Here is a 26919-nt window from a genome sequence, read left to right on the forward strand (position 1 = left end):
TAGATTAATGGGTTAGAAGCTGTGAGGTAGGCATAAAAAAGCCCAGCGAAGAAGGCTGGGCAGAAGGATAATAAATGGTGTCTCGATATTAAGCGCTAGGGAGCGCGACACCCGCTTCTTGGTGAAGACGACGACAGGCTCGGCCATCACTGTGGAACAGATGGCAGCGATGCGCAGGGATGCCAACCGCTATGGTATCTCCCGGATCAACATCCAACGTGTCTGGTTGACGGTAAATCATGTCCGCATCCGCAGCGTCGATGTGCATGTAGACTTGGGTTTCGTTACCCAGTTTCTCAACGATGTTGATTTCACCTTCAATCACGGCATCACCCTCACCGGCAGGCAACAAGTGCTCAGGGCGAACCCCTAGTGACATACGCTCACCTCGATTGACGGTTGTACCATCGACTGGAATCCAGAATGTAGTGCCGTTAGCAAGTTGAACCATCACGCGATCTTTTTCCACTTCTTCTATAAAGACGCTCATGAAGTTCATTTTTGGTGAGCCGATAAAGCCTGCGACAAAACGGTTTTGTGGGTAGTGGTAAAGCTCAAGTGGTTGACCAACTTGCGATACATAACCACCATCGAGGACCACAATTTTGTCAGCCATGGTCATCGCTTCGACTTGGTCGTGCGTTACATAGATCATGGTGCAGCCAAGCTTACGTTGCAACTTGGTAATCTCTGAGCGCATCTGAACACGCAGCGCGGCATCAAGGTTAGACAGCGGTTCATCAAGCAAGAACACGTTAGGCTGAGAGACCAGCGTACGACCAATGGCCACGCGTTGGCGCTGACCACCGGAAAGCGCTTTCGGTTGCCGCTCTAATAGGTGGCTCAATTGCAGGATTTCTGCCGCGTGCTCGACGCGCTTATCAATTTCTGCTTTGTTCGCTTTTGCCAGTTTGAGACCAAAAGACATGTTGTCGTAAAGGTTTAAGTGTGGGTAGAGCGCGTAAGACTGGAATACCATGCCCACGCCGCGCTTAGAAGGCTCAACCTCGTTCATTCGCTCATCACCGATGTACAGATCACCGGAGGTGATGTCTTCTAAACCGGCGATACAACGCAATAAGGTGGATTTACCACAACCTGATGGACCCACGAAGACAACAAACTCGCCCTCTTGGATTTCCAAATCAACGTTCTTTGAAATAAGTACGTCACCGTAAGCTTTACATACATTTTTTAACGTGACACTCGCCATCTAGCTCGTCCTCGATCAATATTTTTGTTTTACTGCTCAACATTATATGAATTATCTGGCAAGCAATAATAGTAGGAATTCAGGTAAGGTGAACTTGAGTGTAAGAAAAAATGGGTGACGGAGTCGCTCACATCACCCATCAAGCCAATTAAGGTTTGCTTCCCCCGTGTGAAACAAGCGTCTCCCCCGTATCAAATCAGTTTCCTGAACAATCACGTGCTTGCACCATCACAGCAAACCCTGCGGCATTGCAACCAGCTGTTGCGTAAAAACACGTCGCTGGAAAGGGTTCTTACCATCCACTCTTGGATGTCTGTAGTTTGCGAGAAACCGATCACGCCGACATCCTCCCGACACAATTAATTGTAGGGGGAGTAGAGGGGGAGGAGGCTTAGGGTGGAGGAAAAGGCGTAGCGAGATCAAGTTCAAATTATTGCTTGCGGTAAGCATGAATCTGATCACATTACTGACTGGTTTTGTGATTTGGGTCGCCAACCTTCGTCGATGGTGATCACGAAAATAGGCCATAATACGGAGGGCGTAGGGAGCAGGAGGATGAGTTACTTGTCACGATGGCTAAAAATATATGTCGAAATACGGCGAATCCTCTGGTGACGCCCTACAACACAAATATAAAAAGGATATGAACATGAAAAACGCCCTAAGCGCAGTAGCACTCGGTACTCTTGTTGCTCTTGGCTCATTCGGTGCAAGTGCTGCTATCGAAGAAGGTCAACTTACCATCTGGATCAACGGCGATAAAGGTTATAACGGACTTGCTGAAGTTGGTAAAAAGTTTGAAGAGGATACGGGTATCAAGGTGACCGTCGCTCACCCAGATGCACTGCAAGACAAGTTCCCTCAAACGGCTTCTACTGGCGATGGCCCTGATATTGTGTTTTGGGCGCACGACCGCTTTGGTGGTTACGCAGAAGCGGGTCTTCTTGCTGAAATCAAGCCTTCTCAAGCAATCAAAGATGGCATCGTTGATTTCGCGTGGGATGCAGTGAAGTACGACGGTAAACTTATCGGTTACCCAATCGCCGTTGAGTCATTGTCTCTTATCTACAACAAAGATTTGGTTCCTAACCCACCAAAAACGTGGGAAGAAGTGGAAGCACTAGACGCTGAGCTGAAGAAAAACGGCAAGAAAGCGATCATGTGGAACCTAAAAGAACCGTACTTCACATGGCCACTTATGGCGGCTGATGGCGGTTATGCATTCAAATACGGTTCAGCGGGTTACGACGTGAAAGACGCGGGTATCGCGAACGAAGGCGTAAAAGACGCGATGAACTTTGTTAAAGGTCTAGTCGATAAAGGCGTGATCTCTTCTGATATGGATTACTCTGTGTCTGAGTCTGCGTTTAACCAAGGTAATGTTGCGATGACTATCAACGGTCCTTGGGCATGGGGCAACGTTGAGAAGTCAGGCATCAACTACGGCGTAGCAACACTACCTAAATTCCAAGGTCAATCGTCTAAGCCATTCGTGGGTGTATTGACTGCAGGTATCAGCACAGCGTCACCAAACAAAGACCTTGCGGTTGAGTTCATTGAAAACTACCTACTGACCAACGACGGTCTACGCAAAGTGAACGATGACAAGCCACTGGGCGCGGTAGCGTTGAACTCATTCCAACGTGAGCTTGATTCTGACCAACGCATTGCAGCGACAATGGACAACGCAATGAACGGCGAAATCATGCCAAACATCCCTCAGATGAACGCTTTCTGGGGCAGCGCGAAAAATGCCATCATCAACATCGTTGATGGCCGTCAAACTGTGGATGCAGCACTTGCAGACGCAGAGAAACAAATGACTAAGTAATTGTTCGACCTTTTGAGGAGGGGGTAACCCCTCCTTCATTTCTCTTTTTTTGTTTATCGCTAGCAGGTTCTCATATGCAGTCAGTTCAAGGTACAGATGCCATGGCATCACCCACAACGAGCTTGCCTACAAGTAAAAACGTATTCATCAAATGGGCGTTGCTAGGCAGTGTCGGTATCGTTAACGGATACGCAACCATTCTAATGTATTCTCGTGGTGAGATGGCGTTTGCGCTGCTCACAGTCATTCTTACCGCGCTCGCACTGTTTATCTTTGGTAGTAAAAAGACCTACGCCCACCGCTATATCTATCCAGGTATCGCAGGGATGATTCTTTTCATTCTTTTTCCTTTGGCGTACACAATCGGTCTTGCATTTACAAACTACAGTGCGAAAAACCAATTGTCCTTCGACCGTGCGCAAACGGTTCTGCTTGATCGAACCTACCAAAGTGGTCAGAGCTACTCCTTCTCTCTCTACAACACGGGAACAGGGCATAAGATCGCGATTGAAGATGGCGAACAGCTGCTCGTGACGCAAGAGTTTGATTTGGCCAATGTCATCACAACGGACATGGATCTCACGCCTGTCACCAATGTGGATGGCGAACCTGAAGCGATCAAAATCATTATTCAAAATCGCCCGGTGCTCAATGGCTTAGACTTGCATTTACCGAGCGGTGAAGATATCCGCATGAGCGGTTTACGTAAGTTTGCTGCCGTGGTTCCTCTATACACCCTGCAAGAGGATGGCGAGGCGTTGTACAACAACCGTACTGGTGAAATGCTACGCCCGAACATGGATGTCGGCTTCTATCAGCCGGTGGATGAGCAGGGGCAGTTTGTCGGTAATACTGTCTCACCTGGCTTTATCGTCACTATAGGGACTGACAACTTTGAGCGTGTCTGGAAAGACGACGGCATCAAAGAACCGTTTATCAGTATTTTCATCTGGACAGTTGTCTTTTCAGCGGTGAGCGTGGGCTTAACCGTCATCATCGGCTTGATCCTCGCCAGCATTGTTCAGTGGGAAGCCTTGCGAGGCCGCGCGATTTACCGTGTGCTGCTTATCTTGCCTTATGCGGTGCCTGCGTTTATCTCTATCCTGATTTTCAAAGGTTTGTTTAACCAAAGCTTTGGTGAAGTGAACATGGTTCTGGAAGCCTTCTTCGGCATCAGCCCATCTTGGTTCTCAGACCCGATTATGGCGAAGATGATGATTTTGATCGTCAACACCTGGCTTGGTTTCCCTTACATGATGATCTTGTGTATGGGTCTATTGAAAGCGATTCCAGACGATCTTTACGAAGCGTCTGCGATTGATGGTTCCAATTTCATCTCCAACTTTACCAAGATTACCCTGCCACTGATGATCAAGCCGTTGACACCGCTGCTCATCGCAAGTTTTGCGTTTAACTTCAATAACTTTGTATTGATTCAGCTGTTGACGCAAGGTGGTCCAAACATGATTGGTACCTCCGAGCCGGCGGGCTACACCGACCTACTGGTGAACTACACGTACCGCATCGCGTTTGAAGGTGCAGGCGGTCAAGACTTCGGTCTGGCGAGTGCCATCGCGACGCTTATTTTCCTATTGGTGGGTGCACTTGCGCTACTCAACCTACGTGTCACGAAAGTTGCTCAAGATTAAGGAGGCTCATTATGGCTATGGTACAAGGTAAGTCATTAAAATACCGCGTTTGGGCAACACACATTGCAATGTGGGCGTTCCTATCGCTAATTATCTTCCCGCTGTTGATGATCGTTGCCATCTCATTCCGTGAAGGTAACTTCGCAACGGGTAGCATCATTCCAGATAATCCATCGTTGGAGCACTGGAAACTCGCACTGGGTTTCTCGGTCACCAACGCAGATGGTAGCGTGACACCACCACCGTTCCCAGTGTTAACCTGGCTGTGGAACTCGGTCAAAGTGGCGGGCATTTCATCTATTTTGATTGTGTGTCTATCGACCACTTCGGCGTACGCCTTTGCCCGAATGAAGTTCAAAGGTAAGAACACCATCTTGAAAGCGATGATGATCTTCCAAATGTTCCCAGCCGTTTTGGCACTGGTGGCACTCTACGCTCTGTTTGACAAGCTCGGCCAGTACATCCCATTCTTGGGTTTGAATACACACGGTGGTTTGATCTTCTCTTATCTCGGTGGTATCGCACTGCATGTTTGGACCATCAAAGGCTACTTTGAAACCATTGATGGCTCGCTAGAAGAAGCGGCAGCGCTGGACGGTGCAACGCCATGGCAAGCGTTCCGATTGGTTCTACTGCCATTGTCTGTGCCGATTCTTGCGGTGGTGTTCATCCTCTCGTTTATCATGGTTGTGGGTGAAGTTCCGGTGGCGTCGTTACTACTTTCTGATGTAAACTCTTACACGTTAGCGGTTGGTATGCAGCAGTATCTCTACCCGCAAAACTACCTCTGGGGTGATTTTGCCGCGGCAGCAGTCTTGTCCGCATTACCAATAACCATCGTATTCTTACTTGCGCAGCGCTGGTTGGTCGGAGGATTAACCGCCGGTGGTGTGAAAGGCTAATAAGAACGATAAGGGCGACCGCGAGGTCGCCCATTTTGTTTCTTCACTTAACATTCTTGGTTTGGCCGCCGATCCGTTAAGCGAAGAGCAGTCCTGGCGTTACGCATAGCTGGCTGTTAGCAAGATTCCTTACTATTTTTACTTCTAACAGTTTTTGTAACCAAAACCCGAACTTGTTCGGGTTTTTTTATAGGACAAATTCAAGATAAATGAATAGGTTAGAGGCAGTATAGCGACCGATTATATCCCGCATAGTGGTGTTGAGAATCACTGCGAGCAACAGAGCATATTTATCTGAAAAGTGCGCCAGTAGTTACATGACGCTGAGAAGTGGCTCTAGAACTCTCGGTTTGAAGGGGCGCACCCAACGTATTGCAACAGCACATAGACACTCTCTTGAGAGAGCGCGACTTTACGAAACAGATCGGCAAACACGTCATCACCGCCAAAGCAGGTGCGGATGTAGTGGTTTATCTCTTGCGGGTTATACCCTTCCACATACAGTGTCCGTACCCATTGGTACTCCACTGCGCGTGGGTCTGAAATGGTCGATTCACTGAGCGTGGTTTCACTGACGTTCAATGGGGTTTCCTTCCGATCTTAGCGGATTATCATCATAAGCCTAGCCATAGGCGTGTGGGTTCCCATCCAAGCGATGAAAACGTTTGCGGATTTAACCAAAACTAGATGAAGGAATGATGACAGTATGATGTCATTGCTGTGAAGGGCATATCAGGCCTCAGTTCGCGCTACCTCTCTAATCAAACGCATTGCCTTTTTGTTTGAGAAATTTAATCAAAGTTCTCACACGTAGTGGCATCAGGGCTTTCTCCTGATAAACCGCATACAGAGGAATTTCACGGTCATGAAGATGAGGTAAAATCCGCACAAGCTGACCGGCATCTAGCTCTTCTTTAATCATAAAACTGGGCATGATGGCAAATCCTAACCCGTTGAGCACAAATTGCTTCACTGCGTTGGCGGTGCGCACTTGCACCTTAGGTTGATGTACCAGTCGGGTGACTTCACCTTGTTGATTGGTTAAAACCAAGTGCTTATCACCGTGGACGATGTGATGACTTATCCAGTCAAGATTGACTAAGTCCTTCAGCTCTTCAATTTTCCCGACGCGTTTTAAGTAATCCGGCGAGGTGCAAATCATGTCGCGGAAAAAGCCAATTTTGGTGGCATAGAGACGAGAGTCCTCAAGCGCTGAAGAGGCTCGCAGTGCAATGTCACAACGCGACTCAATCAGATTGCTGTAGCTATCACTTTCAATAATATCGAGTCGAATATCGGGATATTGGCGAATGAACTCGCTCAGTAGCTCGACCATCGCATTGCTGGGGGTGGAGATTCGAATGGTGCCACTCGGGGTTTGGTTCCCGGTGAGTGTCTCACTGTTGGCCTCTTTGGCAATATCGTTGATCGCTCGGCATTTTTCGTAGTAGCGCTGACCGGCATCGGTGAGAGATAGCGAACGGGTTGTGCGGTGAAGCAGGCGTGTGTTCAACGAACGTTCTAAGCGAGTGACAATCTGCGACACTCTTGCCTTACCAAGACCCAGCGCCTCGGCTGCTTGAGTAAAGGACTGTTTCTCTGCCACCATGGCAAACACTAACATATCGTCAAGGGAGATCATGACTTTCACTGTTTACTATTAATAAACAATAAGTTTAATAATTGGCTAATTATTTATCAAATTAATAATTATATAGTCAGTTCATCCCATGACAGGCTGAAGGAGTCTGTCGCTTTGGAACAGTTAGAGAAACGGAGAATATCATGATGTCAGATCGTAAATATTTGGTGACCGGCGCATCCGGCAAATTAGGTTCAGCAGTAGTAGAGCAACTTCTTAGCTCAGGCGCGTTAACAGCGCAGCAATTGATCGTCACCACCCGTGACAGAGCGAAGTTGAGCTCGCTGGTCGAGTTGGGTGTGGACGTGAGAGAAGCAAATTTTTCTGATCCGAGCTCGTTAGAACAGGCCTTTACTGGGGCGGATAGCCTACTGTTAGTCAGCATTGATTTGTCTGCGGGCGCTCGCACACAGCCGCATCTCAACGCAGTTAACGCTGCGAAAAAAGCGGGCGTTGACCATCTTATCTATACGTCTATGCCAGCGCCGAGCCAGTCACCGGTTATGTTTGCTCATGAACATGAGGCGACCGAAGCGGCGATCGTTCAAAGTGGTATCGACAATACCGTGATTCTTCGCAACAACTGGTATTTTGAAAATCTACCTGAGTACTTTGCCAGTACGTTACAAACGGGCCATTGGTTGACGTCTGCCGGTAATGGCAAAACAGCGCAACTCTCTCGTCGCGATCTCGCGATGGCGGCTGCGGCGACGTTGGTTAAAGCCCCTTCAGGACATCAAGTATTGACTCTGAATGGGCCCGAGTCACTGACTAATGATGAAATGGCGCATATCATGGATCGCATCTTGGGTACGTCAATCAATATGGTGCACTTGAGTGACGATGAGTTTCGTTCTCAACTGACCTCATTCCAACTGCCAGAGCCTGTTATTGAGCTGTGTGTTACGATGGACCAGCACAATCGAGGTCTCTTCTCGGATGGCAGCAGTGATGAGTTTGTTGCCCTGACTGGCTCCCAACCGCAGACGTTCGAACAGTGGTTAACAAATCATAGAACGGAACTGAGAAAGTTGGCTAATCTTGATGGCTAATCGATAGACTGAGAGGGGGGAGCTGCAAGCGCCCCCTGTTGATGTCTATTTGAGGTATTTGACGTGCGCTTCCATCTCTTCGCCGATTTCTTTACGCATGTTCATTAAGCGGATCGCCGAGTCACGCAGTTTAATATCATCGGCAGTCTCGGGAATCCACTCAGGGACAGGTGATGGCTTTCCATGCTCGTCTACCGCGACCATGATGACAATGCAGTGTGTGGTGAGGCGATTTTTCATCTCTTTAGGGTCGCTGGCTTGCACGTCAATGGCGATGTGCATCGATGAGGTGCCGGTGTAGATCACTTTGGCACTTACTTCGACCAAGTTGCCAACATGGATTGGCGCTACAAAACGAATTCCGCCCGCGTAGGCAGTAATGCAGTACTTACCGCTCCATGCGGCGGCATTGGCGTAGGCCGCTAAATCTATCCACTTCATGACTGCGCCGCCGTGGACCTTACCGCCAAAATTGACGTCACCCGGCTCGGCCAGAAAACGCAGTGTAATGTCCCTTTTCCCATGGCTCATAAACTCTTCCTTTTTATTCTCTTGAGCAAGCAGGGTATAGAGTTAGCACACTTTTTGGTCGAGGTGCAAACTTAACTAGCGCTGGACCTCTTCATAGTCACCTTCAATCGTGTTGCCGCTTTTATTGGCGGATGGTTCAGTGCGTGAAAATGCTGCTGAACGCTGAAGTCGTTTGCCAGCGAAAATCGCAGCGATGGTCAACGGAATAGCAAGGATAAGGCTCATTATCAAAGTAAACATGCCAACAAACAGGGCGAAGATAGCGGTCATTGCGCGTGCCATATAGGACTCCTCTTAATGTGAGAGGCTATCGTACTGAAGGCGGTATGAATGAAAGATGAATGAAAAAGGCCGCTGCATTGATGCAGCGGCAATTCGGGGGGGGGGGGGGATTATTATTGTTGTGGAGTTGAATTGAGATTAAGCGCGGCTTTGTGGGAACGTGGGATAGCGAACGCCCATCATTTGTTCCATACAGTGGACAACCTGGCAGCTATAGCCAAACTCATTGTCATACCAAATGTAGAGCACGCAGCGGTTGTCTTGCGTAATGGTAGCTGCGCCATCGACGACACCAGCAAAACGTGAACCGACCAAATCACTCGAGACGACTTCGGTGGAATCCGTATAGTCCATCTGGGCAGACAGGCTTGAGTTCAACGCGGCATCACGAAGATACGCGTTGAGTGAGGCTTTGTCGGTGCCTTGGGCCAAGTTGAGGTTCGCGACTGCCATCGAGACGTTCGGAGTCGGAACGCGAATGGCATTGCCCGTGAGCTTGCCCGCCAATTCAGGTAGGGCTTTAGCGACCGCTTTAGCCGCGCCGGTTGACGTTAGAACCATATTTAGCGACGCGCTGCGACCACGGCGTTCGCCTGAGTGGAAGTTATCAATCAGATTTTGGTCATTGGTAAAAGAATGCACGGTTTCGATATGGCCAGAGAGAATACCGTACTGGTCATTAACCGCTTTGAGCACCGGTGTAATCGCATTGGTCGTGCAACTGGCTGCGGACACTATGGTGTCATTCGCTTCGATTTCATCGTGATTCACACCAAAGACGATGTTTTTGATTTCACCTTTGCCTGGAGCGGTCAGCAGCACCTTGCTCGCACCCGGGCAGGCCAAATGTTGGCTCAAGCCTTCGGCGTCGCGCCACACGCCCGTATTGTCGACCACTAACGCATTTTGAATACCGTAGGCGCTGTAATCGACGTCTTGAGGTTGGTTGGCATAGATGAATTGAATGTAGTTGCCGTTCACAATCAACGCTTTGCGCTCTTCATCGACAATGATGCTGCCATTAAATTGGCCATGAACAGAGTCGCGTCGTAGTAGACTCGCGCGCTTGGCTAAATCACCCTGCTTTCCGCCGCGTACGACCACTGCGCGCAAACGTAATGGATAACCCGGGCCGGATTTTTCGACCAACAAGCGGCTTAGAAGTCGTCCAATTCGACCAAAACCATACAACACCACATCGCGAGGTGTCGGCACCGTGTTGCCATTCATCGCACCGACCAGCGCCGTGTGCAAAAAGTCACTGACGCCGTGGGCATCATCGCGACCTTGCCAAAATTGGTGGGCGAGTTGGCCGACATCAATACGACATGGTGACAGAGCCATGGTTGAGAGCGCCTGAATCAGAGGCAGGGTTTGTTCTGTGCTCAGCGGCTTTCCGGTGTAGTGACGAGCGAGCCGATGCGCTTTGATGATGTCGATGGTGGCGGCGTTGACCAGTGTTTTGCCAAACAGCAGCACTTCAACGCCTTTTTGTCGGTAAAGTTGGCTGAGTAAAGGGGAGATCGTTTCAGCATTCGTTTGGCTTTTCTGCCAGTCTAGAAGGTGATGTTCTGGACTCATGGTTTAGGGGACCTTTCACGTTTTAGGGCTGATGCTGTATTCAGTTGGGGTGCTCAATACAGCGATAGGGTTGTAACTATTTTGTAATTTTTATGCGGCAGGATTGTAATAGCTAATATCTTATTCTGCTAGTAAAAATAATGTCGGTGGTTATCACTAAATAACGTCGATATTGCAGAGGTTGATCACGTTAAGAATCAGTAGAAGTGCCTATTGACAAAAAATGAAGAGCGCAGTTAATTCGCGACAAAAAATACTTGTGACACGTCATTGGTGCAATCTTGCCTATAAGGTACATAAGGAATGCGTTTTGACTCATGGAATCTACAGATTTGGTAAACAAAACGAGATCGTAAAATGGTAAACCAAGGTCGAACGCGAGTGGGGGCGTGATGTCTTTGAGTGTCGATGAGTAAGAATGAAAAAAACGGAGCGCGGTGGGCTCCGTTTTTGGGGATAAATGGGTCGAGAAAAGTCTATGGTCTTGGGATCAGATCATCGAGCGGCAACCAGTTCACTTTCACACCCGCTTGTAAGAACATGTCTTGGCTGACTTTGATCTTGTCACCCCAGCGAGAGAGAAAATCCTCAGTTTGCTCTGGGCAGTGCACCGAGGAGATACCAGTCTGAATGATTTTCGCTGCACAGTTTGGGCACGGAAAGTGAGTCACCCAGATCTCGCAGCCATCTAAATCTCGCTTAGCAAACAAAATGGCATTTTCTTCGGCATGCAGCGTTTTTAGATACTTCATGTCTCTGTCATCCGTATTGGCACTGTCGGAAATGCCATGTGGATAGCCATTAAAGCCGACAGAGACGATGCGGTTCTGTTTTGTAATGACGGCGCCGACCTGAGTCGAAGGATCTTTACTCCAAGAGCCAACCAATTCTGCCATTTGGTAAAAACGTTGCGCCCACTTAGATATCATCAAAGCTTCCTCAAACAAATTAGATGGATAGGGTTGCTGACTAATATCCTTGTTTCGACGCCATTAGTCCAGCCCCACCTAGCCAATCCTACCGTTAACGGGTGAAATCGACCGCTTCACGCTCCTCGAGGTGAATATGCGTGGTCGCGGGTTGAGTCTCAGCGATCACTTTGCCGCCACGAATCGAATAACGCACTGGAACTTGACGTCTGACCGCGTCGAAGCCGTTTTCTGCTTCAAGCAGCAGCAGGTTACCCGGTTTACCCACTTCAATGCCGTAACGTTCTGTGATGTTGAGGGTACGCGCAGAGCGGTGGCTAATCAGCGCCAGTGACTGGTTGATTTGATCGTAACCCATCACTTGGCACACATGCAGCCCCATGTGCAGCACTTGCAACATGTTGGCGGTACCGAGTGGATACCAAGGGTCAAACACATCATCGTGGCCAAAACAGACATTAATGTTTGCGGCTAACATCTCTTTCACGCGTGTGATGCCACGGCGTTTGGGGTAGTCGTCAAATCGACCTTGAAGGTGAATGTTGACCAGCGGGTTAGCGACAAAATTGATGCCCGACATGCGTAGCAGTCGGAACAGTCGTGACGCGTAAGCGCCGTTGTATGAACCCATTGCCGTCGTGTGGCTTGCGGTGACCTTGTGCCCCATATCGAACTTGTGAGCCAATGCGGCTACGGTTTCGACGAAGCGTGATTGCTCATCATCAATTTCGTCACAGTGCACATCAATCAGACGGTCGTATTGTTGTGCTAGCTCGAAGACGTAATGCAGCGATTCGACACCATACTCGCGCGTAAACTCAAAGTGCGGGATAGCACCAATCACATCGGCGCCTAGTTTGACTGCTTCTTCAAGCAGTGCTTTACCATTAGGGTAGGAGAGGATGCCTTCTTGTGGAAAGGCGACGATTTGGATATCTACCCAAGATCGCATCTCTTCACGCACTTCAATCATTGCTTTTAGCGCAACCAGAGTCGGATCAGAGACATCCACGTGAGTACGCACATGCTGCACACCGTTTGCAATCTGCCACTTTAACGTCTGTTTGGCACGCTGCTTTACATCCTCAATAGAGAGCAGCTGCTTGCGTTCTGCCCAGCGCTCGATGCCCTCAAATAGCGTGCCCGAGATATTCCAGCTCGGTTCACCAGCCGTTTGAGTTGTGTCTAGGTGAATGTGTGGTTCGCAAAAGGGTGCGACGGCCATCGCCCCTTGTCCATCCAGCGTTTCCCCCTCAAAGTTGATAGTGGAGTTCGCATCGGTGATGGACGAAATGTGTCCATCTTCAATAAGAATCTGTTTAAGGCCGCTTTGCGCCTCAAGCGTGACGTTTTTGATCAGTAGCGATGGCATGCGATCTCCTTACGCAGTTTGCGTGGTCAGCGAAGATTTATTCAATAATGGGTTGAGTATGACATAGCATAACGCACCGCCCAATACTGCGTTGACCGGCACGACACCCGGAATGAATTTACCCGCTAGCACACCAACGGCTACGGCAATAATGCCGGCCCAGTTAACACGTTTGAAGGTTGCATTGGCAAAGTCTTTGTAGCGTTTTCGATTGATGAGGTAGTCAGCAATCAACACGCCGCCGATAGGAGGAATCGCCGTTGAGAGGAAGGTCAACCAACCGACAAAGTTGTTGTATAGCCACAGCGCAAAAATGGTGCCGACGACGCCATTGACGATCGACATTAAGGTACTTGAGCGGCCGGTAATGTTGGCAAAACCTAGGCCCGAAGCGTAAAGGGCGTTTTCGTTGGTGGTCCAGATGTTGAGACCTAAAACGATGATGGCAGGCAGTAACAGTCCTTGCGCGATCATCACGTCAGAAATATCCGCGCGGCCGGTCGCTGCAGCGCCAGCAGCACCGAAGATGAACATCAGTGAGTTTCCGATAAAGAACGCAATCATGGTGACAAGAACAGCGCCAGCGGGTTTTTTACCAAAGCGAACGAAATCAGCCGTCAACGTCCCCGCGCTGATGAAAGAACCGACCACCATTGCCAATGCGATAGAGAAATCCATCGGCTCTTTGGGTGAAACCTGCATTAAGGCATCCACGCCGCCCACGCTGTCCACCGCCAGTGAAACCGAGTAGCTACCAAGAATAGCAATCGCAGGGACGGCGATGGCAGAGAGCACCATCAGCGCTTTGATGCCAAAGTAAACCGTTGCCGTCATCAATAAGCCCGATGCGAGGATCAGCAAGTTGACGTCTAACCCCGTCGCTTTTTGGACTGGAATAGCAAACATCGCCACACCCACGCCAAACCAACCGACTTGCGTACCGCCCAATAGCGCAGAAGGTAGCCAAGAGCCTTGTGTACCAAATGAATAGCGAGCAAGGAGGTGAGTAGATAGGCCGGTGGAGGCACCAATATAGCCAAGAATCGAGGTGTAGACACCGAGGATCAAATTACCGGCTAACACGGCAAGAAAGAAATCGTTGAACGTTAAGCCCGTACCCAAAGCGCCACCTGTCCACATACTGGCGGAGAAAAAGGTTAAACCAAGCATAACCATAGTGAGAGACGCAACCCCTTTGCGTGCGTTGCTCGGGACCGGTCCTAAGCTGTAATTGTTGTCATCAGCCATTGTATTACCTCCGCAGAATGAGACTGTCTTTACCAGAATGTATTCGATTGCGGCGCGTATTATGGGGGTGTATTTTGCGCTGTCAATGCAAGTGGCGGCTTGTAAAACGGTTGCTTGGATGTTTTTGATTGATTTGATCAAGGAAAACAGTGCGTTGTGTATTTATTATTTTATGTTTTCTATTGGAATATTGATTATTCCAGGATTTGTGTTGCTAATAATTGGGTGAGTGCCATCAGTATTTTGTATGGATGAGCAAAAATAAAAAAAAGAGCCAGAAACCGTGAGGATTCTGGCTGATATTGGGTGTGAACAAATTGGGTTCACTAACAACGTCAGTTGGCTAGGTGACCCTAACGCTAGGGTCACTGTATAGATAGCAGGTTATGTGCCAACTTTAATATGCCCGCTGTATCAGGCTTTACGTTGAGATTGAGACTAAGAAAGAGTGGCTGGTTGCATATTGGCATTGCATATTGCAAATACACCAGCATATTGCGAACAGAGGATCAGATTGCGCACCTTGTGGGTGCGCGATCTAAGGTCATCTTATGTGCCGCTAGGGCTTAGAGCATGACGAGACTCGCTGTGCCGAGAAAGGCGAAAAAACCCACCACGTCAGTCACAGTTGTCAGGATGACAGAGCCTGCCAGTGCAGGGTCAAGTTTGAGCTTGTCGAGAACAATTGGGATCAGCACACCAAATAGAGCGGCGGTAATAATGTTGACGACGATCGCCAGCGCGATGGTGGCACCTAATATGACAGACTGAAACCACAGTCCGGCGAGTCCACCAATGATGACTGCCCACAGCAATCCGTTGATAGAGCCAATGCCCACTTCATTTTTCATTAGCGCCCAGCGGTTCCCCGCTGTGATCTGGTTGAGCGCCATCGCACGGACCATCAGCGTTAACGTCTGGCTACCTGCGATGCCACCCATCGAGGCGACGATGGGCATCAAGACCGCCAGTGCAACCACTTGAGCAATCACATCTTCAAACAAGCCGATAGTGACTGAGGCAAGGATTGCCGTCATGAGATTGATGCCAAGCCAAACCCCACGCTTTTTCGAGCTGCGAATGATGGGAGCAAACAGGTCGTCCCCTTCATCCATACCGGTACCCGCCATTAGGCGCGCTTCGTATATTTCTCGTTGAGTACTGAGGGCAAAATGCCAATCCACTTCACCAATCAAGGTGTCATCGTCATCGGTCACTGGCATGGTTGAGAGTGAAGAGTGCTCCAATGCCTCGATACTTTCAGAAAGTTCTAGCTTGGCGTTTAAGGTGACAGGGTGCTCTAGCGCCAATGATTTAAGCCTGTCGCCCGGCTCGGCGCGCAGCAAATCGATATAGCGCACTATACCTCGAAACTGTTTCTTCTTGTTGATCAGATAGATGTGCTCAGGGGCGTCATAGCTGTAGCGCTCCATCAAACCTTTCGCTTTCTCAACGGAAATGGTGAAGGGGAGCGTGACCACTTTTCGTTCGGCCCAACGACCAATCTGATCATCTTCATAGGCATTCGCTTGATCGTAAAGCTCAAGTTCATCTTTTTCGATCAGGCGTAGCGCTTCATTGATGATCTCCTCAGGGAGTGAGTCAGACCATTCAATCAGAGATAAGTTATCCAGTTTGGCGAGGGTTAATTTGAGTTCAACCTCAGACAGCTCTTTGATGATGGAGTGGCGAACTTCCGCACGCGCTTCGGTAAGTACTTCAATATGCAGCTCAAGGGGCAGGCTGCGCCAAAGTCGCACACGGTCATCAATGGGAAAGGCCTCGAGAATCAGCGCCAAAGCGCCGGGCTCAAGTCCGTGTTCGATAGATTCGTTAAGAGTGGTGACCTGCTCACAGTCTTCACTGCGAAGCAGTTCGGCGATCAAAATAGAGAGATCTTGAAATTGGCTCACAGAGCACTCCAGCCGTTATTGTCCGTTTAAACGCTGTGTTCAAAGTACTCGAAAACGGCAGAAAAACAATACTCTATCTTGAAAAACCTAGCACACAAACCCAACAAAACGGGACATGTTGGGTTGAATGATTGCTTTTGCACCAATAACGTCGGTCAATCTCTCTCTTGTACTGGTTTTAGGTGGCTTGCGGCGGCAGTTTACGCCATTTATGCCAAGGGAGTGTGAGCACGGCAAAAATGGTCACGGCGTAAAACATCGACCAGCCTAAACAGAGAAACACAAGGCTACAGAGCAGTAGCGCGACGCTCGCTAAGACTTTATCTACGCCGCGCAGCAGTTTGTAGGCCGCCAGCATCGCCAGTAGATAAACCAAAACAAAGATCCCGTTGGCGAGCTTAAGGAAAAACTCCAAGTTAAGGCCGGAAATTTCACCCACGACGCAAGAAAGCAGCAGCACAGCGCCAACGGCAATCGTTGCGTTTGCCGGCACGCCACGCACTGACAATCTTGCAAGCGCACTGTGTGGCGTGTAATCGCGCGCTTGCGACCAAACCATACGCGAGAGACTTTGAGTGTAGAGATTGACGCTTGCAAAACAGGCCGCAAAGCCGATGATGCTGATGAGCCACTTGACGCTCGGACCAAACAACTGAGCTGCCATCCACGGAATAGAGGTGCTTTCAAATTGCGCAGAGCCATACGCGCCCAATTTTAAAATCACGACCGAGCAAGCCCAATAGGTAAGGCCGGCGACTAAACAGCCAATCACAATTGCGATGGGAAAATCGCGCTCTGGGTTTTTAAACTCTTCCCCCATGTGGGCGAACGCTTCGATACCGACAAAGCACCAAAACATCACGCCGAGCGCCGCGCCAATCGGCAGCCAATCTTGTTGGCTCAAGGTGGGGAGCGTGATGTCATCGGTCTTTAGATCACTTTGCCACCAAAACGCGACGACGAGTGCAAAGATCGCGAGCGCAATCACCGTTTGTAGACGGCCCGAAGATTTCGCCCCAGATAAGTTAACCAGCACGAGTAATAACACGGTGATCACTTGCGCAAGCAAAGGGTCTTGAAGGCTAGTAGGAAGAATCTGTTCAAGAAAGCCCGCAGCCAACGCAATGGCGGCAGGTACCCCGACAGGAATGACACTCAAAAACAGCCACGCGACACTTTTTTCAAGGCGGGGGCCAAACGCCATTCGCACAAAATAGGCGGTTCCGCCAGCGTTGGGGTAGCGTTTACCTAACTGGGCGAACGTGAGCGCAATGGGGCAGATGGCGATAAACAGCAGCAACCAAGCCCATAGCGACGCTTCAGCGGCAATGCTGGCAGCGATGGCGGGCACCATAAATAGCCCAGTGCCGAGTAATGTGGTCGAGAGTTGGCCGATGCCTGATAATAACGAGATTTCTTGTTTGAGTTGGTTCATGTCGCATCCTAGCGCGGGGTGATTGGCCAAGCTTAACCAATTGTGTCTATCTCGGCATCCATCAATGTGTCTCGCTTATCCGTCACTTTGACGTTTTTTCACGTATCGCCCGCCATTTTGTCACCTTTTCTTCCTGTTCGTTTTGTGTCAAATTGACCAAAGGGCAAGTATGAGAAAAAGAAATGGATAAATTCGATAATAAAATCATTACATTACTTAGAGGCAACGCTCGATTGTCTGTCAGTGAACTCGCCCGTCAGGTCAACTTGTCCCGCTCTGCTGTGACGGCGCGTATTCAGCGTTTAGAAGCGGAGCGAGTGATCCTCGGTTATCACGCAGAAATTGCTCAGCCAGACACCAGTAGCGCCAAAATCCAAGCCTATCTCGCACTCAAATTTGATACGACGAAAACCAGGCACTATTGCGATCATTATGCCCCGCGTATTTATCAGATTGAAGGGGTGAAGTGGTGCCATGCCATCAGTGGTGAAACGGACATGATGCTGTTTGTCGAAGTGGAGAGTATGGCGCAGCTATACCGGATTCGAGATGAGCTGTACACCATCCCAGAGCTGCGTCATTTGGTGACGCATACTGTTTTAACTGAGTTCTTCAACACGCTTCATGATGCTCAATAACATCAACTTAAACTTGCTACGGGCGTTATCGGTGTTACTGGACGAGTGCCATGTCAGCCGCGCAGCAGAGCGTTTGCACATTACTCAATCTGCGGTGAGCCGTCAGTTAGCTCAGCTACGTACGCTATTTGATGATCCACTGCTGGTGAGAGACGGTAACCAATTGGTTCCAACCCCTCGTGCGCTGGTTATTAAGAAGCGCTTGGATCGGATGTTCTCTGAGGTGGATAATCTGTTGGCCGATGCGCCGTTTCAACCGCACAATTGGCGACAAGAGTTTGTGTTTTCCTCGAGTGATTATGTCGCGCAGTACATCGTACCTAGCGTAGTCTCGGTGCTGACCGATCAAGCCCCTAATTTGAATCTGACGTACAAGCTGTGGGACCCAGATTATTTGGACCAGCTTCATACGAATGGTATTGATCTGGCGTCAACCATGCTCCCTCGTCAGCCAGAGTACGTCAGTTCCGTGCTGATCGGTGAAGACAAATCCGTTTTGTTGATGCGCCAAGGGCACCCGCTTGCCGATAAAGGTGCGGTATCGATGGAAGATATGCTGGCTTACCCACATTTGAAAGTCACAGGGGGCGGCGACAAGGACACCAGCACCGATGTGGTACTGAACGCGCTTGGTCACACACGACGCGTTGCCTTGAAAGTGCCATTCTTTACCGCCGCAGTCAATGCTCTGCAAAGCAGCCACTACCTGATGGTGGTACCAGAACACATAGCGATTAACTTGTCGCGGGATGCGTCACTTCTTTATCGTCCTTTGCCTTTTGATACGGCCAGTCATCTCTATTGGTTGATTTGGCATCCCAAGTACGATCTTGATCCCGCCCATCAATGGATGAGAGAGGTTGTGCTGAGCGCCATGCGCACATCCCCTTACTCGATAGGTATGATATGAAATCATGATGCTTATGAAAAAGTTTGATTTCAAATCATAGCTAATCAGCATTATCGTTACGCCATTCACATGGATTAGGACACGTTTTCATGACCTTAACGATTTGGTTTTCACTTTTCACGATTTGTCTACTCGGTGCTATGTCTCCGGGGCCTAGTTTGGCCATGGTGGCAAAGCACAGTTTGGCGGGCGGGCGCATCAATGGATTTGCCGCCGCATGGGCGCACGCTTTTGGTATTGGCGTCTATGCGTTTATTACCTTAATTGGCTTAGCTGTGGTGTTGCAGCAATCACCCTTGCTATTCAAGGGGATTAGCTACGCCGGTGCCGCGTACCTTATCTACCTTGGCTACAATGCGCTGCGTTCTAAAGGTGGCGTAGCGGCAAGGCTGGAGTCGGGCGAGCCAACACCAGTGGCTCAATCGGCGCGAGAAGGGCTGCTGATTTCTCTGCTCAGCCCGAAAATTGCGCTGTTCTTCATCGCGCTGTTTAGCCAATTTGTCGCAGTCGGTGACACCTTTGCCGCGAAGTCGATCATCGTGCTCACACCGTTTGTGGTGGATGGGCTCTGGTATACCTTAATTACGTTTTTGCTCTCAAGTCCGAAGCTTATCGATAAAATTCGCTCTAAAGCCGTATTGATTGATAGACTATCAGGGTGTGTATTGATACTGCTCGCAGCGCGAGTTTTGCTGACCGTATAATCGCTAATCGCCGGTATCAGCATGTGCTGAAGCAATGAACAGACAACAGAGCGCGAGTGAGTTTTTCACTGGCGCTTTTTACACACTGACGTTTTCGCAGTTTTTAAATGAGTAGAGAGACAATCATGCAAGCAGAAGTTAAGTGGATCGATGAGTTCAAGTTTTTAGGTCATTCCCAATCGGGCCACTCTGTCGTGATGGATGGCAATGGGGGTGCGAGCGCGCCTAGCCCAATGGAGATGGTGTTGATGGCAGCGGGGGGATGTAGCTCGGTAGACGTGGTCGATGGTCTCAAACAAGCCAACCAAGCGGTGAGCACTTGCGTCGCCAAGCTGACCACTGAGCGCCGTGACAGCGCTCCACGTATTTTTACCAAAGTGAATATCCATTTTGAGGTGTCTGGAGAGGCGCTTGATCCCCAAATCGTGGCGCAAGTGGCGGCCGCTTCACTGACAAAATATTGCTCAGTCTGCTTGATGCTCGGAGAGGGCGTTGAAATGACCCACAGTTGGGAAATCGTCTAAATCGTGTCCGTCGATCGATACACAATGGCCGGTATTGCGGCCATTCTTCTTTGGAGCAGCGTGACGGGATTAGCCCGCTTAGTCGCGGAGTCCTTTGGCCCAGTGGCAGGGGCTGCAGCGATGTACAGCGTGGCGTCGTTGTTTTTGCTGCTGGTGATGGGGCGGCCGAAGTGGCGCCAGTACTCTTGGCGGTATGTGCTCATTGGTGGCGGGCTGTTTGTCGCCTATGAGATTTGTCTCGCCTTAGCGCTGGGCATGGCCAACTCGCGCATGCAAGCGATTGAAATGTTGGTGATAAACTATCTTTGGCCAGCACTCACTGTACTGATGGCTCTGCTGTTAAGCCCGAAACGGGCCAGTTGGCTGGTGTACCCAAGTATTGCACTCGCGTTTGTTGGCGTTGCGTGGAGTATCACCGGCGATGCGGGTCTTTCTGTCAGCCAAATTGCAGCCAATGTCGCCATGAACCCAGCGACGTATTCGATGGCCTTCATCGGAGCCTTTTTATGGGCGCTTTATTGCAATCTAACCAAAACCCTGGCGCGAGGGCAAAACGCCATTACGTTGTTTTTTCTTCTCACGGCCATCACTTTATGGATTAAAGCGGCACTGTTCACAGAGTACAGCGCTCTGCCTTTGAGTGAGGTGTTGACGATGGAATCTGGCGCGATTCTGTTGCTTGCCGGCGTAACGATGGGGGCAGGGTATGCGCTGTGGAACTACGCGATTATCGGTGGCAACATGGTGTTTCTGGCGACCTTGTCGTACTTTACTCCCATCATCGCGACCGTTATCTCGTCATGGTTGCTGGGTGTGGCGATCACTCACAGTTTTCTTCAAGGCGTGGCGATGGTCACCATTGGCTCGTTGATTTGCTGGTGGGTGACTCGAGAAAAGCGCAAAACGCCGACACTGGAAGAGGTCAACTCTTAGCGGCTCACCAGTGGATGTCGATTGGGGTTCCCGTTTCCACTAGGCTGAGTAATTCATCCATTTCAGGGTTGCTGAGAGCAATGCATCCATTCGTCCAATCGAAACTCTGCACATAGTTGGCGGGCCTTTGCTCTCCATTTCTCAAACCGTGAATTTTAATGTCTCCGCCCGGCGACACATTCAACGCACTGGCGTATTCGAGATCCGCTTGGTTTGGGTAACTGATGTGGATGGAACGGTAGAACTCAGAATCTTCCATAATGAAATCCAAGTAGTAGCGTCCTTCGGGCGTTTTTTGATCACCCTCTTGTGTTTTGTGTCCTTTGGGCGCTTTACCCAGGGCGATGCGAAACTCTCTAACCACTTCGTTGTTAGACAGTAGGTACATACGTCGTTTTGATTTATCGACTTGGATCAAATCCACTCGGGGTTGACTAAAGGCATCAGAGTCGGCGGCGAGGCTCTCAGGGCTTCCCCATACACTCGTAATAAAACAAAGCGCTGCAATCGTCAGCGCACGCTGTGGTAACCCCTTCAAAACCCTTCTCTCCAAGCTGCATCATTCTCAACCAAAGTAGTATAACGACAACCGATGCCCAGTGCGATGCGCTTGTCTCTTTTGGGCTGCTCATTGCGCCTAAGTTCAGTCTTGAATGATAAATGATTGATATTAAAACAATGGTTCATAAAAATGAGGTAAATTGTTTCAATGTCTAATTTTTGGCGTGTTTTTGGCAAAAAATGATGGCCAACATCACACAAAATTTCCCTTTAGAGGTTAGGTAGCGGGTGAAGATCTCAATTCGTTTTTGATTATATTTGAACGATATTGATCATATATGAATTAAAGATACACTTACTGCCAACACAAAGGAGAGAATGATGTTTACCAATTACAACAGCAATCCGCTCGATGCGAAGCACTACGATACGGATCGCTTACGCGCAGAATTCTTAAATGAACAGTTGTTTGCTGAAGACTCGATTACCTTGCTTTACAGCCATATCGATCGTGTGGTCGCACTGGGTGTGTGCCCTACGACTCAACCACTTTCTTTGGATGAGTACATCGATAATGGCGTATTCGGCACCGACTATTTCTTGCAGCGCCGCGAACTGGGCATGGTCAACTTGGGAGAAGGGGCGATTGAAGTCCACACCTCGGAAGAGATCTACCGACTTGAGCCGCTCGATGCCCTTTACCTAGGCAAAGGGGTACGCAATATCCGTTTCCACTCTAAAGAGAGTGCGCACAAACCGTATCTTTACTGCTTAAGTGCGCCTGCGCATCATGGCTACCCATCGCGTTTGATCACCCGTGAACAAGCGAAAGTGGTCGAGCTTGGCTCAAACGACACCTCTAACCTGCGAGTGATCAATCAATACTTGCACCCAGATGTGCTGCCGACCTGCCAACTGTGCATGGGCGTGACGCATCTTGCACCAGGCAGTGTATGGAACACTATGCCTGCGCACACTCACGAACGCCGTATGGAGGCTTACCTCTATTTCAACGTTCAACCGAATCAAGTGGTTTTCCATTTCATGGGAGAGCCGCAAGAAACACGACACATCGTCGTACGTGACAAACAGTTAGTGCTATCTCCGAGTTGGTCAATTCACTCAGGTTGTGGGACCAGCAACTACAGTTTTGTCTGGGGCATGTTGGGCGAAAACCAGACCTTTGATGACATGGATTTCGTGGACATGACCGCCATCCGATAACAACCAATAACGACATTACCCTACACATTGACAAGGACTACTGTGATGAAAAAAGTACTGAAAATGACGGCTCTATCTGCTTTGGTCAGCGTTGGCCTAGGCACCGTTTCTATGGCTCAAGCGGCAACTGAAATCAAAGCGGCGTTTAACCAGTCAGACAATCATCCGCAATACATCGCATTGCAAGAGTTTGGCAAAAAACTCAACGAGCAAACGGACGGCCGTTACAAACTGTCTATTTACCCAAATGAACTGCTTGGCGACCAACGTGCGGCACTTGAGTTGGTGCAAAATGGCGCGATTCAAATGGCGGTTGTCGCCAACCCACTGATTGAAAACTACGACGCGACCTACCGTGTGATTGGTATGCCGTATGTCTACTCTGGTCCAGCGCACCAAGAGGCGGTATTTACCTCGGGCGAGTTGGACGAGCTGTTCGCGTCCACCAAACGCTTTGGTTTTGAAGTCTTGACGGCGTACACCGCAGGCGCTCGCAGCATGTACACCAAGAATGCGCCGGTTGAAAACGTCTCGGACATGAAAGGCAACAAGATTCGTGTAATGCAGTCTGAAACCATGATTAAGATGCTATCGTGCATGGGCGGTACGGGCGTACCTATGAGTCAAGGTGAAGTGTACACCGCGATTCAACAAGGCGTATTGGATGGCGCTGAAAACAACGAGATCACTTATGCGGATCTTAAGCAGTACGAAGTGGCACCTTACTTCTCATCAACCCGTCATTTGATGGTGCCCGATCTGGTAGTGGTGAGCAGCTACTTTGTGGATACGATGTCGAAAGAAGACCAAGCGACACTGCGCCGCCTAGCGAAAGAGAGTACGCCAGCGCAGTTTAAGCTTTGGAATGATCGTATCAGCACGGCAATGGAGACCGCGAAATCGCACGGTGCGACCTTCAATGAAGTCGACATCACGCCATTCCAAGAGAGCTGTCAACCGCTTCAGCAGGCGCTCACTGAGTCTCCAGCTCAGAAGAAGCTGTTCGAAAAAATCGCCGCTTTAAAATAAGTTCAAGAGTAAGGGGCCAGCGCGGTGCTGGCTCCTTGTCGGATCTTCATTATGCAAAAAACCGTATTTCAAACCTTGTTGTCAGCCATGACAACCTTAAAACAGTGGGTGGACAAAGTGCTGTCCCTGTTTTTGATTCTGATTGTGGGCACCATGACCGCCTTGGTCACCTATCAGGTTGCCTCACGCTATCTATTCAATAGCCCAAGTGCGGTGAGTGAAGTGCTGTCGCGCTATCTCTTCATTTGGCTGATTTTATTTGGCAGTGCGTACGTCTTTGGCCTACGTGAGCATATGGCCATCACCTTTATCCGTGACAAGTTCAATGACAAAGTGCGCGTGTTGGTGGAGATGTCCATCGAGTTGGTAACGGTCAGTTTTGCCTACGCGATCATGATCATCGGTGGTTACAACAGTGCAGTACGCCAAATGTGGCAGTTAGATTCGGCACTGCAAATCCCGATGGGTGTCATCTACGCGGCCATCCCGATTTCTGGAGGATTGATTCTGTTTTATTTCCTCTATAACGAATTGAATCTAATCCATCAATTCAAAGCTCTCAAACACAGCAAAGCTTCAAGCGAGGTGTAATATGGATATGGCTCTTACCGCCTCACTGGTGATGTTTGTTGGGGCGATCGTCTTGCTGATTATCGGTGCGCCGATCGCCATCAGTGTCGGCGCGGCCTCTTTTGCCGCGATGACGGTCATTCTTCCGTTTCAAGGGGCAATGACGACCTCAGCGCAGCGTATGTTCGTCGGGCTTGATTCCTTCGCGCTGCTCGCGATTCCGTTTTTCATTTTGGCCGGTAACATCATGAACAATGGTGGCATAGCAATACGGCTGATTAACTTTTCTAAAATCATCAGCGGCTTCTTCCCTGGTTCACTGGCGCAGACCAATGTGGTCTCCAACATGCTGTTTGGTTCAATCAGTGGGTCTGGCGTGGCATCCGCGGCGGCGGTTGGTGGCATTATGTCGCCGATTCAGAAGAAAGAGGGCTACGACCCAGCCTTTAGTACCGCGGTAAATATTGCTTCCGCGCCGACGGGAATGTTGATTCCACCGAGCAACACCTTGATTGTCTACGCGACGGTTGCCGGTAGCGTATCGGTCTCGGCGCTGTTTGTCGGTGGCTACGTACCTGGTATTTTGTGGGGCTTGAGCGTGATGATCATCGCCGGCTTTATGGCAAAACGCCGTGGCTATATCGCCAAACATACCATGACGTTGAAAGAGTGTTTCTCTGTCACGATTCAAGCGGTGCCAAGCTTAACCTTGGTTCTGGTGGTGATTGGCGGCATTCTTGGCGGCGTATTTACCGCAACCGAAGCGTCGGCGATTGCCGTGGTCTATTCACTCTTTTTGACGTCGTGCTATCGTTCGTTGAAATTCAGTGAGTTGCCGCAGATTTTCCTCAGTACGGCGAAAATGTCAGCGATTGTGATTTTCATGTTGGCGACCTCGTCGATTATGTCTTGGGTCATGGCGTTTACCCAGATCCCGGGTATGATTGCAGACTCGCTGCTCTCATTGACTGACAACCCATTTATGATCTTGCTGATCATCAACTTGGTGTTGCTGTTTGTCGGTACCTTTATGGACCCGACGCCCGCGGTGCTTATCTTCACACCGATTTTCCTACCTATCTGTACTTCTCTGGGTATGGATCCGGTACAATTTGGTATCTTGTTGGTGTTTAACTTATCGCTTGGCACCATTACGCCGCCGGTAGGGCCGATTCTGTTTACCGGTTGTAAGGTCAGTGGCATCAGCATTGATAGCGTGATTCGCACCTTGTTGCCATTCTTTGTGATGATCTTTGGTGTGTTGATGCTCGTCACCTATATTCCTGCGATTTCCTTGACGATTCCTCAGTGGATGGGATTGATCCGTTAATCAAGGCGTTAACCTACTTTAAAGGACCTAGATTGGCTGTCATACTGAGACTTCTCTATGACAGCCTCTATTGATCATGAGCAACGTTAAAAAAACTGAATATCGCGCGCCCGCACTTGAGAAAGGGCTCGACATTTTGGAGCTTCTTGCCGCGTCTCCGGTGGCGCTGAGTAAAAAGCAAATTGCGGAAAAACTCGATCGCAGTGTCAGTGAAATCTTTCGCATGTTGTCGGTGCTAGTGGAGCGGCAGTATATTGAGCTCGACGCTGAACAATCGGCGTATTCGCTCAGCCTAAGAATGTTTGTGCTGTCCAACCAACATCCTCCCATTGCGCAGATGCTCAAACGTGCGGTGCCTATGATGGAAGATCTGTGTTTGAAGGTGAACCAATCTTGCCACTTAAGCCAATACAAGCATGGTGAGCTCGTGGTGATCAGTGTGCAGGAAAGCCCTTATAAAATGGGCTTTGGCTTACGCTTAGGGGCAACGTTAGATATCTGCTCATCGGGCTCTGGCATCGTGCTGCTCAGTTTTACCGAGCAAGCTCAGCGCGACAAAATCCTTGCGCAAACCGATGCGACGTCCGCTGAAATTGAACACGCGTTAGCGAACATCGAGAAAACGCAGCGAGACGGCTACTTCGTTGGCGCCAGTCCGCAAATTTCTGGCGTTACCAACATCAGCTATCCAATTTTTGGTGCTTTAGGCGAACTGATGGCAGTAATGACAGTACCTTACATGACCTTAAATTCGCGCACTGTTCATCATCACATCGAAGACATCGAGCAAACCCGTCAAGAACTGGCGCAGGTGGCCGCTCAATTGAGTATGCGTCTCAATAACTAAATAGCCTTGACGCAACTGGTACAACTTGTGGGTTATTTGCCGGTTATTCCCTATCACTTAGGTTGAGGGTGGTCCCATTCTGAACTAACTTCAAATGAGTAGCTGTCTACTCATTTGAAGTTAGGAGGG

General features: G+C 49.5%; 26 protein-coding genes. 14 read left to right on the forward strand and 12 right to left on the reverse strand.

Annotated elements, in window-relative coordinates; translation table 11 throughout:
* Nucleotides 1-88: 88 nt before the first annotated feature.
* On the reverse strand, nucleotides 89-1213 hold the full coding sequence (gene malK / locus AC6R0S_RS06060) for a maltose/maltodextrin ABC transporter ATP-binding protein MalK (protein ID WP_500637450.1): 1125 nt from the start codon (nucleotides 1211-1213) through the stop codon (nucleotides 89-91).
* Between the two features lie 649 nt (nucleotides 1214-1862).
* On the opposite strand from malK, the gene malE reads away from it, so the two are divergent.
* The 3 genes from malE to malG all read left to right on the forward strand — a co-directional run bounded on the left by malE (nucleotide 1863) and on the right by malG (nucleotide 5595).
* Nucleotides 1863-3044: a maltose/maltodextrin ABC transporter substrate-binding protein MalE gene (gene malE, locus AC6R0S_RS06065; RefSeq protein ID WP_334551527.1), complete on the forward strand. Its 1182-nt coding sequence runs from the start codon at nucleotides 1863-1865 to the stop codon at nucleotides 3042-3044.
* Between the two features lie 74 nt (nucleotides 3045-3118).
* On the forward strand, nucleotides 3119-4693 hold the full coding sequence (gene malF, locus AC6R0S_RS06070; protein ID WP_500637451.1) for a maltose ABC transporter permease MalF: 1575 nt from the start codon (nucleotides 3119-3121) through the stop codon (nucleotides 4691-4693).
* A gap of 11 nt (nucleotides 4694-4704) precedes the next feature.
* The gene (malG, locus tag AC6R0S_RS06075; RefSeq protein ID WP_334551530.1) at nucleotides 4705-5595 is read left to right on the forward strand and encodes a maltose ABC transporter permease MalG; all 891 of its coding nucleotides are present in this window, start codon (nucleotides 4705-4707) and stop codon (nucleotides 5593-5595) included.
* A 336-nt stretch (nucleotides 5596-5931) separates the two neighbouring features.
* Here malG and AC6R0S_RS06080 read toward each other — a convergent pair whose 3' ends face one another.
* Both AC6R0S_RS06080 and AC6R0S_RS06085 read right to left on the reverse strand, forming a co-directional pair.
* The gene (locus AC6R0S_RS06080; protein ID WP_334551531.1) at nucleotides 5932-6177 is read right to left on the reverse strand and encodes a hypothetical protein; all 246 of its coding nucleotides are present in this window, start codon (nucleotides 6175-6177) and stop codon (nucleotides 5932-5934) included.
* 175 nt (nucleotides 6178-6352) lie between these two features.
* On the reverse strand, nucleotides 6353-7237 hold the full coding sequence (locus tag AC6R0S_RS06085; RefSeq protein ID WP_500630823.1) for a LysR family transcriptional regulator: 885 nt from the start codon (nucleotides 7235-7237) through the stop codon (nucleotides 6353-6355).
* A 143-nt stretch (nucleotides 7238-7380) separates the two neighbouring features.
* On the opposite strand from AC6R0S_RS06085, the gene AC6R0S_RS06090 reads away from it, so the two are divergent.
* On the forward strand, nucleotides 7381-8289 hold the full coding sequence (locus AC6R0S_RS06090; RefSeq protein WP_500637452.1) for an SDR family oxidoreductase: 909 nt from the start codon (nucleotides 7381-7383) through the stop codon (nucleotides 8287-8289).
* A gap of 45 nt (nucleotides 8290-8334) precedes the next feature.
* On the opposite strand, the gene AC6R0S_RS06095 is transcribed toward AC6R0S_RS06090, so the two are convergent.
* The 8 genes from AC6R0S_RS06095 to yjeH form a co-directional block, all read right to left on the reverse strand.
* A complete protein-coding gene (locus AC6R0S_RS06095; protein WP_487901632.1) occupies nucleotides 8335-8820 on the reverse strand; it encodes an acyl-CoA thioesterase in 486 nt (161 codons plus the stop codon).
* A gap of 75 nt (nucleotides 8821-8895) precedes the next feature.
* Nucleotides 8896-9102, reverse strand: a complete 207-nt coding sequence (locus AC6R0S_RS06100; RefSeq protein WP_487901631.1) for a hypothetical protein — start codon at nucleotides 9100-9102, stop codon at nucleotides 8896-8898.
* 138 nt (nucleotides 9103-9240) lie between these two features.
* The gene (locus AC6R0S_RS06105; protein ID WP_500637453.1) at nucleotides 9241-10683 is read right to left on the reverse strand and encodes a glyceraldehyde-3-phosphate dehydrogenase; all 1443 of its coding nucleotides are present in this window, start codon (nucleotides 10681-10683) and stop codon (nucleotides 9241-9243) included.
* Between the two features lie 476 nt (nucleotides 10684-11159).
* Complete coding sequence (locus AC6R0S_RS06110) at nucleotides 11160-11612, reverse strand: dCMP deaminase family protein (RefSeq protein WP_334551540.1); 453 nt, start codon at nucleotides 11610-11612, stop codon at nucleotides 11160-11162.
* 94 nt (nucleotides 11613-11706) lie between these two features.
* Entirely contained in the window at nucleotides 11707-12984 is a 1278-nt protein-coding gene (locus tag AC6R0S_RS06115; protein ID WP_500637454.1) for a cytosine deaminase, read from the reverse strand.
* 9 nt (nucleotides 12985-12993) lie between these two features.
* Nucleotides 12994-14232 (reverse strand): cytosine permease, encoded by a 1239-nt coding sequence (gene codB / locus AC6R0S_RS06120; protein WP_500637455.1) that lies wholly within the window; start codon nucleotides 14230-14232, stop codon nucleotides 12994-12996.
* Between the two features lie 566 nt (nucleotides 14233-14798).
* Complete coding sequence (locus tag AC6R0S_RS06125; protein WP_500637456.1) at nucleotides 14799-16145, reverse strand: magnesium transporter; 1347 nt, start codon at nucleotides 16143-16145, stop codon at nucleotides 14799-14801.
* A gap of 178 nt (nucleotides 16146-16323) precedes the next feature.
* Nucleotides 16324-17580, reverse strand: a complete 1257-nt coding sequence (yjeH, locus tag AC6R0S_RS06130) for an L-methionine/branched-chain amino acid transporter (protein WP_500637457.1) — start codon at nucleotides 17578-17580, stop codon at nucleotides 16324-16326.
* Between the two features lie 182 nt (nucleotides 17581-17762).
* On the opposite strand from yjeH, the gene AC6R0S_RS06135 reads away from it, so the two are divergent.
* The 5 genes from AC6R0S_RS06135 (at nucleotide 17763) to yddG (ending at nucleotide 21289) form a co-directional block, all read left to right on the forward strand.
* Nucleotides 17763-18218, forward strand: a complete 456-nt coding sequence (locus tag AC6R0S_RS06135; protein ID WP_334551550.1) for an Lrp/AsnC family transcriptional regulator — start codon at nucleotides 17763-17765, stop codon at nucleotides 18216-18218.
* Nucleotides 18208-19128 carry a LysR family transcriptional regulator gene (locus AC6R0S_RS06140; RefSeq protein WP_334552186.1) on the forward strand — a complete coding sequence of 307 codons (921 nt, stop codon included), beginning with the start codon at nucleotides 18208-18210 and terminating at the stop codon, nucleotides 19126-19128. The genes AC6R0S_RS06135 and AC6R0S_RS06140 overlap by 11 nt, the downstream gene beginning before the upstream one ends.
* Before the next feature lie 89 nt (nucleotides 19129-19217).
* Nucleotides 19218-19832: a LysE family translocator gene (locus AC6R0S_RS06145; protein WP_334551552.1), complete on the forward strand. Its 615-nt coding sequence runs from the start codon at nucleotides 19218-19220 to the stop codon at nucleotides 19830-19832.
* A 125-nt stretch (nucleotides 19833-19957) separates the two neighbouring features.
* Nucleotides 19958-20356: an OsmC family protein gene (locus tag AC6R0S_RS06150; RefSeq protein ID WP_500632050.1), complete on the forward strand. Its 399-nt coding sequence runs from the start codon at nucleotides 19958-19960 to the stop codon at nucleotides 20354-20356.
* A gap of 24 nt (nucleotides 20357-20380) precedes the next feature.
* A complete protein-coding gene (gene yddG / locus AC6R0S_RS06155) occupies nucleotides 20381-21289 on the forward strand; it encodes an aromatic amino acid DMT transporter YddG (protein ID WP_500632061.1) in 909 nt (302 codons plus the stop codon).
* Between the two features lie 4 nt (nucleotides 21290-21293).
* Here the strand turns inward: yddG and AC6R0S_RS06160 are convergent, their stop codons facing one another.
* Nucleotides 21294-21713 carry a L,D-transpeptidase family protein gene (locus AC6R0S_RS06160; protein WP_500632060.1) on the reverse strand — a complete coding sequence of 140 codons (420 nt, stop codon included), beginning with the start codon at nucleotides 21711-21713 and terminating at the stop codon, nucleotides 21294-21296.
* Between the two features lie 458 nt (nucleotides 21714-22171).
* Between AC6R0S_RS06160 and kduI the strand changes: the two genes are divergently transcribed.
* The 5 genes from kduI to AC6R0S_RS06185 all read left to right on the forward strand — a co-directional run bounded on the left by kduI (nucleotide 22172) and on the right by AC6R0S_RS06185 (nucleotide 26790).
* Nucleotides 22172-23014, forward strand: coding sequence for a 5-dehydro-4-deoxy-D-glucuronate isomerase (kduI, locus tag AC6R0S_RS06165; protein ID WP_500632059.1), 843 nt, complete (start codon nucleotides 22172-22174; stop codon nucleotides 23012-23014).
* Nucleotides 23015-23059: 45 nt separating this feature from the next.
* Nucleotides 23060-24043 carry a TRAP transporter substrate-binding protein gene (locus tag AC6R0S_RS06170; RefSeq protein ID WP_334551556.1) on the forward strand — a complete coding sequence of 328 codons (984 nt, stop codon included), beginning with the start codon at nucleotides 23060-23062 and terminating at the stop codon, nucleotides 24041-24043.
* A gap of 51 nt (nucleotides 24044-24094) precedes the next feature.
* On the forward strand, nucleotides 24095-24634 hold the full coding sequence (locus tag AC6R0S_RS06175; protein WP_500632049.1) for a TRAP transporter small permease: 540 nt from the start codon (nucleotides 24095-24097) through the stop codon (nucleotides 24632-24634).
* A 1-nt stretch (nucleotide 24635) separates the two neighbouring features.
* The gene (locus AC6R0S_RS06180) at nucleotides 24636-25943 is read left to right on the forward strand and encodes a TRAP transporter large permease (RefSeq protein ID WP_334551560.1); all 1308 of its coding nucleotides are present in this window, start codon (nucleotides 24636-24638) and stop codon (nucleotides 25941-25943) included.
* A 76-nt stretch (nucleotides 25944-26019) separates the two neighbouring features.
* Nucleotides 26020-26790, forward strand: coding sequence for an IclR family transcriptional regulator (locus tag AC6R0S_RS06185; protein ID WP_500632648.1), 771 nt, complete (start codon nucleotides 26020-26022; stop codon nucleotides 26788-26790).
* The last annotated feature ends 129 nt before the right edge of the window (nucleotides 26791-26919 follow it).

It is taken from the genome of Vibrio sp. R15-SG3-ISO1B (genome assembly GCF_059833835.1).